Here is a 14,137-nt window from a genome sequence, read left to right as displayed (position 1 = left end):
TTTGGTCAATCATTTTTATGTAACTTAACGACCGAGAAAAGGTTTCACCTTTGTTGTTCTGTGCGTACACTCATTATTGGTGGCTTACGAACGGAAATTTTTGCCTTTATGACAACCTTTTATACCGTAATTAGTTGGCTCTTGGTGTTCGGCTACTGGCTGCTTATCGCCGGGGTCACATTGCGCATTCTGATGAAACGACGCACCGTGCCTTCGGCCATGGCTTGGCTGCTGGTCATTTATATTCTGCCCTTGGTCGGTATCGTCGCTTATTTATCCTTTGGCGAATTGCACTTGGGCAAACGCCGTGCCGAGCGCGCCAAGGCCATGTGGCCCTCAACCGCTCGCTGGTTGAACGAACTTAAGGGAAGTAGCCGGATCTTTGCTACCGAGTACAGCGAAGTGGCCCGCCCGTTGTTCCAGCTGTGCCACCACCGCCAGGGCATTGATGGTGTCAAAGGCAACCAGTTACAGTTGCTGACCACCACCGACTCCACCCTGAACGCCCTGGTGCGAGATATCGAACTGGCGCGCCATAATATTGAGATGGTGTTTTATATCTGGCAACCCGGTGGGCAAGTCGATCAGGTGGCCGAATCATTGATGGCCGCCGCGCGCCGTGGCGTGCATTGCCGTTTGATGCTGGACTCTGCTGGCAGCGTGCAGTTTTTCCGCAGCCCTTACCCTGGCATGATGCGTAATGCCGGTATCGAAGTGGTGGAGTCACTCAAGGTTAACCTGTTCCGCGTGTTCCTGCGCCGCATGGACCTGAGACAGCATCGCAAAGTGGTGCTGATAGACAATTACATCGCCTACACCGGTAGCATGAATATGGTCGACCCACGCTTCTTCAAGCAGGATGCGGGCGTTGGCCAATGGATCGACCTGATGGCGCGCATGGAAGGCCCGGTGGCAACCACCATGGGTATCGTTTACGCCTGTGACTGGGAGATCGAAACCGGCAAGCGCATTCTGCCACCGCCACCCGACGTCAACGTCATGCCGTTCGAACAGGAAACTGGCCATACTATTCAGGTCATTGCCTCCGGCCCCGGTTTCCCGGAAGAGATGATCCATCAGGCACTGTTAACGGCGGTCTATTCCGCTCGTGAGCAGTTGATCATGACTACCCCCTATCTCGTGCCAAGCGACGATCTGTTACACGCCATCTGCACCGCAGCGCTGCGCGGCGTTGACGTCAGCATTATCGTCCCTCGCCAAAATGACTCTATGCTGGTGCGCTGGGCCAGCCGCGCTTTCTTCTCTGAGCTGTTGGAAGCGGGCGTGAAGATTTACCAGTTTGAAGGCGGGTTGTTACATACCAAGAGCGTGCTGGTCGATGGCCAGCTCAGCCTGGTCGGCACGGTCAATCTGGATATGCGCAGCCTGTGGCTGAACTTTGAGATCACGTTGGTGATTGACGACGGCGGTTTTGGTGCCGATCTGGCCTGTGTGCAAGATGATTACATCGCACGCTCGCAGTTACTGGACGAAAAACAGTGGCAAAAGCGCCCGTTCTGGCACCGCATCGTTGAACGCCTGTTTTACTTTTTCAGCCCGTTGCTGTAAAAGCGGCAACGAGCGTGGTTTAATAACCTCAAATCATTTGTTATCAGGATTTTTATATGGACTTGAATAATCGCCTTACCGAAGATGAAACGCTGGAACAAGCCTACGACATCTTCCTTGAACTGGCCGGCGACAATCTGGATCCAGCGGATATTCTGCTGTTCAATTTACAGTTTGAAGAGCGCGGCGGTGCCGAGCTATACGATCCGGCAGAAGATTGGCAGGAACACGTGGATTATGATTTGAACCCGGACTTCTTCGCCGAGGTCGTTATCGGCCTGGCGGACAGCGACGGTGAGCCAATCAACGATGTGTTTGCCCGCGTACTGATCTGCCGTGAGAAAGACAACAAGCTTTGCCACATTTTGTGGAAAGAGTAAGCCGGTTAGCGGTATAAAAAAACCTGCCAAATGGCAGGTTTTTTATTCCTCATCAACCCATTATAACGGGTCAACTTTCAGGCAGGATACCGCATGGCGGAAACTGCCTTCCAGCAGCGGACGCGTTACGGCGCATTCCGGCCCGGCAATTGGGCAGCGGGTACGGAACACGCAGCCTGAAGGCGGGTTGATCGGCGATGGCAGTTCCCCTTCCAGCAGTTGGATCTGCTTTTCCTTCTCCTTGTCAGGATCCGGCACCGGCACGGCTGACATCAGCGCCTTGGTATAAGGATGCTGCGGGTTATGATACACCTCATCATAAGTCCCCAACTCCACCGCATGGCCCAGATACATCACCAGCACCCGATCGGAAATGTGTTTGACCACCGCCAGATCGTGGGCGATAAAGATCAAAGATAACCCCATCTCGCGTTGTAGTTGCTGCAAGAGATTCACCACCTGCGCCTGGATTGAAACGTCCAGAGCGGAGACCGGTTCATCACAAATGATCAGCTTCGGCTCCAGGATCAAGGCACGGGCAATACCGATACGCTGACACTGTCCACCGGAGAACTCATGGGGATAACGGTTGATCAGGTTAGGCAACAGGCCGACCTTCAACATCATCGCCTTGACCTTATCCTTCACTTCCTGACGCGGCATTTTAGGGTTATAGGTGCGCAACGGCTCGGCGATAATCTCACCGATGGTCATACGCGGGTTCAGCGAGGCCAGCGGATCCTGAAAAATCATCTGGATATCGCTGCGCGTCTTGCGCCAATCGGCATCGCTCATGCCCAGCAGATCTTTGCCCAACCAGGCCACGCGGCCGCTGGTCGCCTTCACCAGGCCGATAATCGCCCGGGCAAAGGTGGACTTGCCACAGCCTGACTCACCGACTACCCCTAGCGTTTCACCTTCAAACAGGCGTACGGTAACGCCGTCTACTGCCTTGAGCGTTTTCGGAGCCTGCCAGAACCACTGTTTGTCATCATGAATATCGAAGTGAACTTTCAGGTCTGCGACTTCCAGCAGCACTCTTTTATCGGTTGCGGTCATACCAACGCCTCCACCGGCTTGAAACAGGCGCGCAAGCGCCCTTCACCAAACTGCTCCAATGGCGGAGCACTCGCGCACTGTTCCATCGCATGTGGGCAACGCGGTTGGAACGGGCAGCCTTTCGGCAACCGCAACAGATTCGGCGGGTTGCCGGGGATGGTCATTAGTGCTTCACCTTCGGCATCCAGACGCGGTACCGCATTGAGCAGGCCGATGGAGTATGGGTGGCTCGGATGGTAAAACACATCGCGGGCGCTGCCGTATTCCATAGTACGCCCAGCGTACATCACCAAGACCTTATTGCAGATCCCGGCCACGACGCCCAAATCATGGGTGATCATAATGATCGCCGTATTGAATTCACGCTTCAGTTCGTTCAGCAGCGTCATGATCTGCGCCTGTACGGTAACATCCAGCGCGGTGGTAGGTTCATCAGCAATCAGCAGCTTTGGCCGACACAGCAACGCCATGGCAATCATCACACGCTGGCGCATCCCGCCGGAGAATTCATGCGGATACATGCGCATACGCTTGCGAGCCTCTGGCATTTTAACGGCGTCCAACATGCGTACCGACTCTTCAAACGCTTCGCTTTTGCTCATTTTCTTATGCAGCATCAGCACTTCCATCAGCTGTTCGCCAACGCGCATATACGGGTTCAACGAGGTCATCGGGTCCTGGAAAATCATCGAGATCTCTTCGGCCCGCAACTTGTTCAGTTGTTTTTCCGGCAGATTGAGGATTTCACGGCCATTGAATTTTGCCGAGCCACCAATCCGGCCATTGCTGGCCAACAAGCCCATCAGCGCAAACGCCGTTTGTGACTTGCCCGAACCAGACTCGCCGACGATGCCCAGGGTCTCCCCCGCACGCAGGTCGAAGTTGAGATCGTTCACTGCGGTGACGTCACCGTCTGGCGTACCGAAGGTCACACGCAGATCTTTGACATCCAGCAGCAGACCATTTTGTGGTTGAGAATTATTGCTCATGGTTGCACTCCTTAACGATCTTTCGGGTCGAGGGCATCACGCAGGCCATCGCCGATAAAGTTGAAACAAAACAGAGTGATAACCAGGAAACAGGCTGGGAACAGCAGCAACCACGGTGAGACTTCCATCGAGTTGGCCCCATCGCTCAGCAAGGCGCCCCAACTGCTCAATGGCTCCTGAGTCCCCAACCCCAAGAAGCTGAGGAAGGATTCAAACAGGATCATGCTCGGCACCAGCAGTGAGGCGTACACCACCACCACGCCCAGTACGTTCGGCACGATATGCCGCAGGACGATATTACGGGTCGACACGCCACAGACCAGTGCCGCTTCGATAAACTCTTTACGTTTCAGGCTGAGCGTCTGCCCGCGCACAATACGTGCCATATCCAGCCACGACACCATGCCGATCGCCACAAAGATCAGCAGGATGTTTTGCCCGAAGAAGGTCACCAGCAGGATCACAAAGAACATGAACGGGAAGGAGTTGAGGATCTCCAGCAAACGCATCATTACCGAGTCGGTCTTGCCGCCCAGATAACCAGACAGGGAACCGTACAGAGTGCCCAACACCACGGCCACCAGCGCCGCAGCCACGCCGACCATCAGAGAAATACGCCCACCAATGGCCACACGCACCAGCAGGTCACGTCCTGAAGAGTCGGTACCAAAATAGTGCCCAGACTCCAGGTTTGGCGCGGCGGACATCATTGCCCAATCGGTGTCGTCATAAGCAAACTGCGACAACCAAGGGGCACAGATCACAAACAGGGTGATCAACGCCAACACAAACAGGCTGGTCACCGCCGCACGGTTATGCATAAAGCGGCGGCGAGCATCCTGCCACAGACTGCGCCCTTCAACTTCCAGCTTTTCGCTGAAGTTTTCCAGAGCTTCGCTGTTCTTTTTCGTCAACATCTTGCGTGCTCCAGCTTAGTAACGGATTTTCGGATCGATCACGGCATACAGCACGTCGACGATCGCGTTAAACAGGATGGTCAAGCCACCGACCAGAATGGTCAGGCTCAACACCAGCGAGTAGTCACGGTTCAGTGCGCCGTTAACGAACAGCTGGCCAATGCCCGGTAAACCGTAGATGGTTTCGATGACCATCGAACCGGTAATAATCCCTACAAACGCTGGCCCCATATACGACAGCACCGGCAGCAACGCAGGCTTTAACGCGTGGCGCAAAATGATACGACGCATCGGTAAACCTTTGGCACGGGCGGTACGGATAAAGTTGGAGTGCAGCACTTCAATCATCGAGCCACGGGTTATACGGGCGATACTGGCGATGTAAGCCAGAGACAGCGCCACCATCGGCAGGATCATGAACTTCAGCGCCCCACCGTTCCAACCGCCACCGGGCAACCATTTAAGGGTGATGGCAAAAATCAGCACCAATAACGGTGCGACGACAAAGCTGGGGATCACCACACCGGTCATGGCGAACCCCATCACCGTATAGTCCCACTTGGTATTCTGATTCAACGCAGCAATGACCCCTGCGCTCACCCCCAGCACCACCGCCAGTACGAAGGCGGCAAAGCCCAGTTTGGCCGAGACGGGGAATGAGGCTTTGACCAGGTCATTAACCGAATAATCTTTGTATTTGAACGAAGGGCCAAAATCACCTTGCGACAGCTGCACCAAATAATGGCCGTACTGTTTCCAGATCGGATCATTAAGGTGATATTTGGCTTCAATATTGGCCAACACTTCGGGTGGCAGCGCGCGTTCACCGGTAAATGGGCTGCCGGGTGCGAGGCGCATCATAAAGAAGGAGATGGTGATAAGGATAAATAGTGTCGGGATCGCCTCTAACAAGCGACGAAAGATAAATTTAAGCATTGCCCTAGCCCTGTGCTTCAGCCTGATAACGGCTTATAGTCTTGAAATGGGCCGGCGACCTGTGCCGCCAGCCCTTGCCGCATCAATGTTTGATGATGTACAGGTTTTTGTCGTAAACGTTATCCAGTGGATCTTTACCTGAATAACCACCCACGTAAGGTTTCACCAGGCGAGCATTCACATAGTAATAAAGTGGAACGATGGCAGAGTCTTTATCCAATTGCACTTCGGCTTTCTGATACAGCTCGGCACGCTCTTCTTTGGTTTTCGCTGTCAGCACGTTGCCCATCAGCTTGTCGAATTCTGCGCTCTTATAGTGCGGGGTGTTACTGCTGCTGTCGGACAGCATCATGTTCAGGAAGGAGCTTGGCTCGTTATAATCCGCACACCAACCAGCACGTGACACGTCATAGGTCCCCTGATGGCGGGTATCCAGGAAGGTTTTCCACTCCTGGTTCACCAGCTTCACGTCCACACCCAGGTTTTTCTTCCAGATAGACGCAGCGGCAATAGCCAGTTTCTTGTGCAGATCTGAAGTGTTGTACAGCAGTGAGAAGGTCAGCGGTTTGCCTGGGCCATAGCCCGCTTCTGCCAGCAGTTTCTTGGCTTCTTCGTTACGCTTGTCCTGAGACCAGCCAAACCATTCTGGCGGCGTCAACTTGGCACCATCGGTGTAAGGCGGTGTGAAGCTGTAGGCTGGCAGATCGCCCTGGTTCTTCACCTTGTTGACGATAATGTCGCGATCCATCCCCAACTTCAGCGCTTCACGCACGCGAGCATCGGTAAACGGTGCCTTCTGGTTGTTGATTTCATAGTAGTAAGTACACAGATACGGGTCGACGTGAACTTCGTTCGGGATCTCTTTTTTCAGCTTCTGGAACAGCTCGATCGGCATGTTGTTATAGGTCATGTCGATTTCGCCGGTGCGGTAGCGGTTAACGTCGGTCACTTCTGAAGCAATCGGCAGGAAGGTGACTTTATTAATGATGGTTTTCGCGTTATCCCAATACTCCGGGTTACGTTCCAGCACGATACGTTCGTTAACCACCCAGTCTTTCAGCTTGTAAGCGCCGTTGCTGACGTAGTTTTGCGGCAGGGTCCATTTTTCGCCAAACTTCTCTACCACTTCTTTGTTCACTGGCTTCATGGCGTAGTGCGGGGTCATTTCTACCAGATACGGGACCGGTTCGGTCAGCGTGACCTGGAAGGTATGATCGTCGATGGCTTTCACGCCCAGCGTCGATTTGTCTTTTTTACCGGCAATGATGTCATCCACGTTTTCCACGTGGGCATATTGCAGATAGCTGGCATAAGGAGAGGCAGTCTTCGGATCGACCAAACGCTGCCAGCTATACACGAAATCTTGTGCCGTTACCGGCTCACCATTTGACCATTTGGCATCTTTACGCAGGTGGAAGGTCCACACTTTAAAATCTTTGTTATCCCAGCTTTCTGCCACGCCCGGCACCACTGAACCATCCAGACTGTTGTTGGCCAGCCCTTCAATCAGATCGCGTGTCACGTTATTTTCCGGCACGCCTTCGATTTTATGCGGGTCAAGGGATTGCACTTCGGAACCGTTGTTTTTAACGATTTCCTGCTTATCCGCCAGCTGTACGCCCGCAGGCACTTCAGCCGCAAAGGCAGTTCCCACCGCAGTAAAACCTAGCGCCGCCATAATGCCTGCTGCCAGCAGGGACTTCTTCGTGATGTTGGTCATGTGTATAAACTCCAGTTTTTATTATCACAACTCCGTCGTGGGAGCTGCGTTGCCCGTTAACCGGGTGGTTGCTATGGCTGGACGCCGTGGAACAAACGGCGCTGCCTTTCCTGTGTATGCCCGGCCGCTATCACCACCGGTCATACCCTTCATTACTCTTTAATCAGGTAGAAATTTTTCAGATTGATATAGTCCTGCGGATCTTTACCGGTGAAACCGCCGACCCTAGGCTTGACCAGACGTGCACTGACCCGGTAATAGACCGGAACCAGCGCAGAATCCTTGTCCAGCAAGGTCTCAGCCTGCTGATAAATAGCGCTGCGCGCAGCGGCATCCGACGCTTGCAAGGTACTGGCCATCAGCGCATCGAACGCCGGGCTTTTATAGAAGAAGGTATTGTTGCTGCTGTTGGAAAGCAGCATGTTCAAAAACGCGCTCGGCTCATTGTAATCACCACACCAGGTGGCACGGGCTACATCAAACTGCCCTTCATGACGGCTCTGTAGCGACGTTTTCCACTCCTGGTTTTGCAGCGTGACCTGGGCACCGAGGTTTTTCTTCCACATCGACGCCGCGGCAATGGCTTGCTGCTTATTTTGATCGGAGGTGTTGTACAGCAGGGTAAACTTGAGCGGCTTGTCAGCGGTAAACCCGGCCTGTGTCAGCAGCTTCTTCGCTTCTTCGTTGCGTTGTTCCTGCGTCCACCCTGCCCATTCAGGCTGGCTGAAGTTGCCCCCTTCGGTAAAGGTCGGGGTAAAGCTGTAGGCCGGGATCTGGCCCTGGCCCATGATCTTGTTGGCGATGATGTCGCGATCCAGCGTCAATTTGACTGCCGTACGCACTCGCTCGTCGGTGAACGGCGCGCGCTGATTGTTGATCTCATAATAGAACGTGCACAGGTAAGGGTTAACGTGCAGTTGCTCCGGGATCTCACTCTTCATTTTGGCGTACAGATTCGGCGGGATGGCGCTGTTGGTAATATCGATTTCACCGCTGCGATAACGGTTAATATCGCTGACCTCGGAGGATAACGGCAGGAAGGTCGCCTGTTGGATCACCGTTTTATTATTATCCCAGTAGCTCGGGCTGCGCTCAAGGACGATACGCTCATTCACCACCCACTGTGTGATGCGATAGGCTCCGTTACCCACATAATTCTGCGGCAGAGTCCACTTGTCGCCAAACTTCTCCACCACGGACTGTTTTACCGGCCTCATCGAGGTATGAGAAAGCATGCTGACAAAATAAGGCACCGGTTCGCTAAGCGTCACCTGCAGCGTTTTATCGTCAACGGCGCTGACGCCAAGCGATTGAGCCGGTTTTTTACCACTCAGAATAGCGTCGATATTGTCGATTCTGGCGTATTGCAGATAGCTGGCATAGGGAGAGCCGGTTTTGGGATCCGCCAGGCGCTGCCAGCTATACACGAAATCTTGCGCAGTCACCGGGGAACCATCACTCCACACCGCATCTTTGCGTAGGTGGAACGTCCAGGTTTTATAGGCGTTATTTTCCCAGCTTTCCGCTACCGCCGGCGCAAGATGGCCATTGGCATCGGTGCTGACCAACCCTTCTAACAGGTTGAGGATAATATTGCTTTCGGGCGTGCCTTCAACTTTATGCGGATCCAACGAAGCGACTTCCGAACCGTTGTTAATCACCATGTTCTGAACGGGTGCCAGTTGCACACCAGCGGGAACGTCTGCTGCCTGCAAGTTTTGGCTGGCGCCCATCGCCAATACGGCGGCGATGATAACGGCTAACGGTCGGTGCTTCTTGGTGGACTGCATAGTTCAGGCTCCTTTTCTCTGCAAAGCAATAATTGTGAAATAGTTATCATGCGTTGATTTAAACGGATACCAGCAAGAATCATTCCTACTCGGCAAGCCAAAGCTAAGAAAATTCTTTCGAATAAGTTGCTCGGAAATTAGCAGAAGCAAAAATTCATAGCTAATAATTTTTACAGAAATGTTAAGCATTTCTCTTTTGTTGTCGCACCAGCCGACTGATACCCGTCATTTCCATCCGGTCAATATCGAGGTAATTACATGATTTTAATATACAATTTTCGCCATCTCTGCGCGTGATTTTTTACGTGGCCCAAAAGGCCCGCCAAAAGAAACATTCAGTTAACAAAATCACCATTCAGAGAATAAACACCTGCCTATGCGTGGTTAATCACTAATAACACCTGTGTGAAACGGAGACAAGCCCTACAGAATGATGTGATTAAATTAACACCAGTTTTCACCGTAGGCAGACAGAAAACCGCCATCACCCGGGTTTAAAAAGTGTAGAAAATAACATCCTGGTGCTTTATCGAGCAATAAAGTGAGATTTGTGCCACATGGTTGGGCAATAGAATGAAAAGCAGGCAGGTCATGCACTTTAATAAGGCATTGAATGAGATAATTTGAATGATTAAAAAATGATTTAAGCCGCGAACGGGGATATTCGCGGCATTTTCAGGCTATAACAGGCCGGGGAAAATGGCTTTAATTCCGGTGACAATAAATTCGATGCCCAACGCCATCAGCAACAGCCCCATGATGCGGGTAATGACGTTGATACCGGTTTGCCCGAGCAGGCGAACCAGCAACGGAGCCGCCCGGAATAATAACCAACAGCAGAAGGCGAACAATGCGATCGCCACGGTAAAACCTAACAGGTTCTGCCAGCTGTGGTAGCGGGAGCTCCAGACGATGGTGGAACTGATAGCACCCGGCCCCGCCATCAACGGCAGTGCCAAGGGCACGACCCCGATGCTTTCGCGGATCGCACTTTCCGACTTTTCTTGCTTGTTCTGTTTGTCTTCCCCCAGCTTACCGCTGATCATCGACATGGCGATGGTCACCACCAGGATGCCGCCAGCAATACGGAAGGAATCGATGGAAATGCCGAACATCCGCAGGATGCCCTCGCCCAGGAACAGCGAAGTCCACAAGATGATCGCCACCGACAGGTTAGCCGTCAGGTTGGTTTTGTTACGCCCGACCTCGGCCTGGTAGCTGGTCATGCTGATAAACACCGGCAAAATACCTACCGGGTTGACCAGCGCAAACAGGCCGACAAAAAACTTGATGTAGCCGGAAAAATCTAACAGAGATTGACCCACGAAAAACTCCGCATAAATATACCCGTCGTCTTTCAAGCTGCAGCGTTGTTACCTGCACATAGCTATTCGGCCCATCCGTGGGCCTCACCCCTTACGGGGCCGCTGTGTACAGCGTTCAAATCTGTTCCCGACAGATTTGTCACCCCAGTCACTTACCCAAAAGTAAGCTCCTGGGGATGAGCAAGCTTGTCGCCTAGCTGCAACTTGAAATCCATAGGGTATAGCTTTAAAAAAGAGACACTGCCGATGCGCGCTAATGTAATGGAATTACGCTAGCTAATCCATCCACCCAGACAGCATTTTTCCCTACTCCAACAGAATGTTACAAAACAATTCGCTATTGTTAATACCTTGTGTGTCGCCTGCTGTTATTTCGTGTATTCTCACCACCACCAAGCACTCAGTTGATAATTACTCTCAACAAATGAGAGCTGAAAGGTGTCAGCATGCGATTTTTATGATGTACATCACAAAATATCTACTCAGGAATAGTTAAGCTCTAAGTCGTAGTCAAAAGGTAGCACAAGGTATGGATACCGATTTCTGTCCCGCTTGCCTACTACCAACTTGCACTTGGTAAAGCTCTTTAAGTAAATCAGCAGTATGGGTCGCTAACTGCGGGAAAAGTCTCATCATTTAACAGACGCCTTCCCAGCAGATGTCTATACTAGTTCCTCGAACGGCTTATTTACTGAAAGAGTTTAACATTTATCAGGAGAGCATCATGGCTGTAACGAATGTCGCTGAATTGAACGAGCTAGTTGCACGTGTCAAAAAAGCCCAGCGCGAGTATGCCAACTTCTCACAAGAGCAAGTTGATAAGATCTTCCGCGCCGCTGCCCTCGCCGCCGCAGATGCCCGTATTCCTCTGGCTAAAATGGCCGTTGAAGAATCAGGCATGGGTATCGTTGAAGACAAGGTCATCAAAAACCACTTCGCTTCAGAATACATCTATAACGCCTATAAAGACGAAAAGACCTGCGGGATCCTCTCCGAAGATGACACTTTCGGTACCATCACCATTGCAGAGCCAATTGGCCTGATTTGCGGTATCGTCCCCACCACCAACCCGACTTCTACCGCGATCTTCAAAGCGCTGATCAGCCTGAAGACCCGTAACGGCATCATTTTCTCCCCGCACCCACGTGCCAAGAACGCCACCAACAAAGCCGCAGATATCGTGCTGCAAGCAGCCATCGCAGCAGGCGCACCGAAAGACATCGTCGGTTGGATCGACCAGCCAACGGTTGAACTGTCCAATCAGTTGATGCATCACCCAGACATCAACCTGATCCTGGCCACCGGTGGCCCAGGCATGGTTAAAGCCGCTTACAGCTCGGGTAAACCAGCTATCGGCGTTGGTGCCGGTAACACGCCAGTCGTGGTTGACGAAACTGCCGACATCAAACGCGTAGTGGCTTCTATCCTGATGTCCAAAACCTTCGACAGCGGTGTAATCTGTGCTTCTGAGCAGTCAGTGATCGTGGTTGACTCTGTTTATGATGCCGTGCGTGCACGTTTCGCTTCCCACGGTGGCTACATGCTGCAGGGCAAAGAGCTGAAAGCCGTACAGGATATCATCCTGAAAAACGGTGGCCTGAACGCCGCTATCGTTGGCCAGTCTGCACCAAAAATTGCTGAAATGGCCGGTATCAAAGTACAAGCCAACACCAAGATCCTGATCGGTGAAGTGAAATTGGTGGACGAATCCGAGCCGTTTGCTCACGAAAAACTGTCGCCTACCCTGGCGATGTATCGTGCCAAAGACTTTGAAGACGCCGTCAGCAAAGCAGAGAAACTGGTCGCCATGGGCGGTATCGGTCACACCTCTTGCCTGTACACCGACCAAGATAACCAGACTGCACGCGTCGAGTATTTTGGCGACAAAATGAAGACCGCGCGTATCCTGATCAATACCCCTGCTTCTCAGGGTGGTATCGGTGACCTGTACAACTTTAAACTCGCTCCGTCACTGACGTTGGGCTGCGGTTCCTGGGGTGGTAACTCCATCTCTGAAAACGTCGGTCCAAAACATTTGATCAACAAGAAAACTGTAGCGAAGCGAGCAGAAAACATGTTGTGGCACAAACTTCCAAAATCAATCTACTTCCGCCGTGGCTCACTGCCAATCGCGCTGGAAGAAGTGGCTACCGATGGGGCAAAACGCGCCTTCATCGTGACCGACCGCTACCTGTTCAATAACGGCTATGCCGATCAGATCACCAAAGTTCTGAAATCGCACGGTATTGAAACTGAAGTGTTCTTTGAAGTCGAGGCCGACCCAACGCTGAGCATCGTACGTAAAGGTGCCGAGCAGATGAACTCCTTCAAACCAGACGTGATCATCGCGCTGGGTGGTGGTTCACCAATGGACGCCGCGAAAATCATGTGGGTGCTGTACGAACATCCTGAAACCCACTTCGAAGATCTGGCGCTGCGCTTTATGGACATCCGTAAGCGTATCTACAAGTTCCCGAAAATGGGCGTGAAAGCGAAAATGATCGCCGTCACCACCACTTCAGGTACCGGTTCAGAAGTGACGCCGTTTGCGGTTGTGACCGATGACGCCACCGGCCAGAAATACCCACTGGCTGACTATGCTCTGACCCCGGATATGGCGATTATCGATGCCAACCTGGTCATGAACATGCCTAAGTCCCTGTGCGCCTTCGGCGGCCTGGATGCGGTGACTCACGCCCTGGAAGCCTACGTTTCCGTACTGGCCAACGAATATTCAGACGGCCAGGCGCTGCAAGCCCTGAAACTGCTGAAAGAATATCTGCCAGCCAGCTATCACGAAGGGGCGAAAAACCCGGTTGCTCGTGAGCGCGTGCACAACGCCGCGACCATCGCTGGTATCGCGTTTGCCAACGCCTTCCTGGGGGTTTGCCACTCAATGGCCCACAAACTGGGTTCTGAGTTCCATATCCCGCACGGTCTGGCCAACGCCATGTTGATCTCTAACGTTATCCGTTATAACGCCAACGACAACCCGACCAAGCAGACTGCATTCAGCCAGTATGACCGTCCGCAGGCACGCCGTCGCTACGCAGAGATCGCAGACCACCTCGGCCTGAGCGCTCCTGGTGACCGTACCGCGCAGAAAATCGAGAAACTGCTGGTATGGCTGGATGAAATCAAGGCAGATTTGGGTATCCCAACTTCGATCCGTGAAGCTGGTGTGCAAGAAGCCGACTTCCTGGCCAAGGTCGACAAACTGTCTGAAGACGCGTTTGATGACCAATGTACCGGTGCTAACCCACGCTATCCGCTGATTGCTGAACTCAAGCAAATCCTGATGGATACCTTCTACGGCCGCAAATTCAGCGAAGAGACCGAAGAAGAAGTGGTAGCGGCAGCACCTGTTGCCGCCAAAGCGGAAAAAAAGTCCAAGAAATAACCGTTCCCTGAATGGTCAAAACCCGCCGAAAGGCGGGTTAATGAGATGGTCA

Annotated in this window: 10 protein-coding genes; 3 read left to right on the top strand and 7 right to left on the bottom strand. The window is 52.6% G+C overall.

Annotated elements, in window-relative coordinates:
• The first annotated feature begins 108 nt into the window (after positions 1-108).
• Both cls and U869_RS0100505 read left to right on the top strand, forming a co-directional pair.
• Positions 109-1,569 carry a cardiolipin synthase gene (cls, locus tag U869_RS0100510; RefSeq protein ID WP_025119240.1) on the top strand — a complete coding sequence of 487 codons (1,461 nt, stop codon included), beginning with the start codon at positions 109-111 and terminating at the stop codon, positions 1,567-1,569.
• Positions 1,570-1,625: 56 nt separating this feature from the next.
• On the top strand, positions 1,626-1,949 hold the full coding sequence (locus U869_RS0100505; RefSeq protein WP_021181235.1) for an HI1450 family dsDNA-mimic protein: 324 nt from the start codon (positions 1,626-1,628) through the stop codon (positions 1,947-1,949).
• 60 nt (positions 1,950-2,009) lie between these two features.
• On the opposite strand, the gene oppF is transcribed toward U869_RS0100505, so the two are convergent.
• The 7 genes from oppF to U869_RS0100470 all read right to left on the bottom strand — a co-directional run bounded on the left by oppF (position 2,010) and on the right by U869_RS0100470 (position 10,685).
• Positions 2,010-3,008, bottom strand: coding sequence for a murein tripeptide/oligopeptide ABC transporter ATP binding protein OppF (gene oppF, locus U869_RS0100500; protein ID WP_025119241.1), 999 nt, complete (start codon positions 3,006-3,008; stop codon positions 2,010-2,012).
• Positions 3,005-3,997 (bottom strand): ABC transporter ATP-binding protein, encoded by a 993-nt coding sequence (locus tag U869_RS0100495; RefSeq protein ID WP_025119242.1) that lies wholly within the window; start codon positions 3,995-3,997, stop codon positions 3,005-3,007. Before U869_RS0100495 ends, oppF begins: the two co-directional genes overlap by 4 nt.
• A gap of 11 nt (positions 3,998-4,008) precedes the next feature.
• Positions 4,009-4,914, bottom strand: a complete 906-nt coding sequence (gene oppC / locus U869_RS0100490) for an oligopeptide ABC transporter permease OppC (RefSeq protein WP_025119243.1) — start codon at positions 4,912-4,914, stop codon at positions 4,009-4,011.
• 15 nt (positions 4,915-4,929) lie between these two features.
• Positions 4,930-5,850, bottom strand: a complete 921-nt coding sequence (oppB, locus tag U869_RS0100485) for an oligopeptide ABC transporter permease OppB (RefSeq protein WP_021181231.1) — start codon at positions 5,848-5,850, stop codon at positions 4,930-4,932.
• Between the two features lie 82 nt (positions 5,851-5,932).
• A complete protein-coding gene (gene oppA / locus U869_RS0100480) occupies positions 5,933-7,570 on the bottom strand; it encodes an oligopeptide ABC transporter substrate-binding protein OppA (RefSeq protein WP_025119244.1) in 1,638 nt (545 codons plus the stop codon).
• A gap of 152 nt (positions 7,571-7,722) precedes the next feature.
• Entirely contained in the window at positions 7,723-9,360 is a 1,638-nt protein-coding gene (locus U869_RS0100475) for an ABC transporter substrate-binding protein (protein WP_025119245.1), read from the bottom strand.
• A gap of 680 nt (positions 9,361-10,040) precedes the next feature.
• Positions 10,041-10,685 carry a YchE family NAAT transporter gene (locus U869_RS0100470; RefSeq protein WP_021181228.1) on the bottom strand — a complete coding sequence of 215 codons (645 nt, stop codon included), beginning with the start codon at positions 10,683-10,685 and terminating at the stop codon, positions 10,041-10,043.
• A 724-nt stretch (positions 10,686-11,409) separates the two neighbouring features.
• Between U869_RS0100470 and adhE the strand changes: the two genes are divergently transcribed.
• Positions 11,410-14,085: a bifunctional acetaldehyde-CoA/alcohol dehydrogenase gene (adhE, locus tag U869_RS0100465; protein ID WP_025119246.1), complete on the top strand. Its 2,676-nt coding sequence runs from the start codon at positions 11,410-11,412 to the stop codon at positions 14,083-14,085.
• Positions 14,086-14,137 lie beyond the last annotated feature (52 nt).

Origin of the sequence: Serratia sp. H1w (genome assembly GCF_000633355.1) — a bacterium.
GTDB lineage: Bacteria > Pseudomonadota > Gammaproteobacteria > Enterobacterales > Enterobacteriaceae > Chania.
This window is presented reverse-complemented; position numbering and strand designations above follow the sequence as displayed.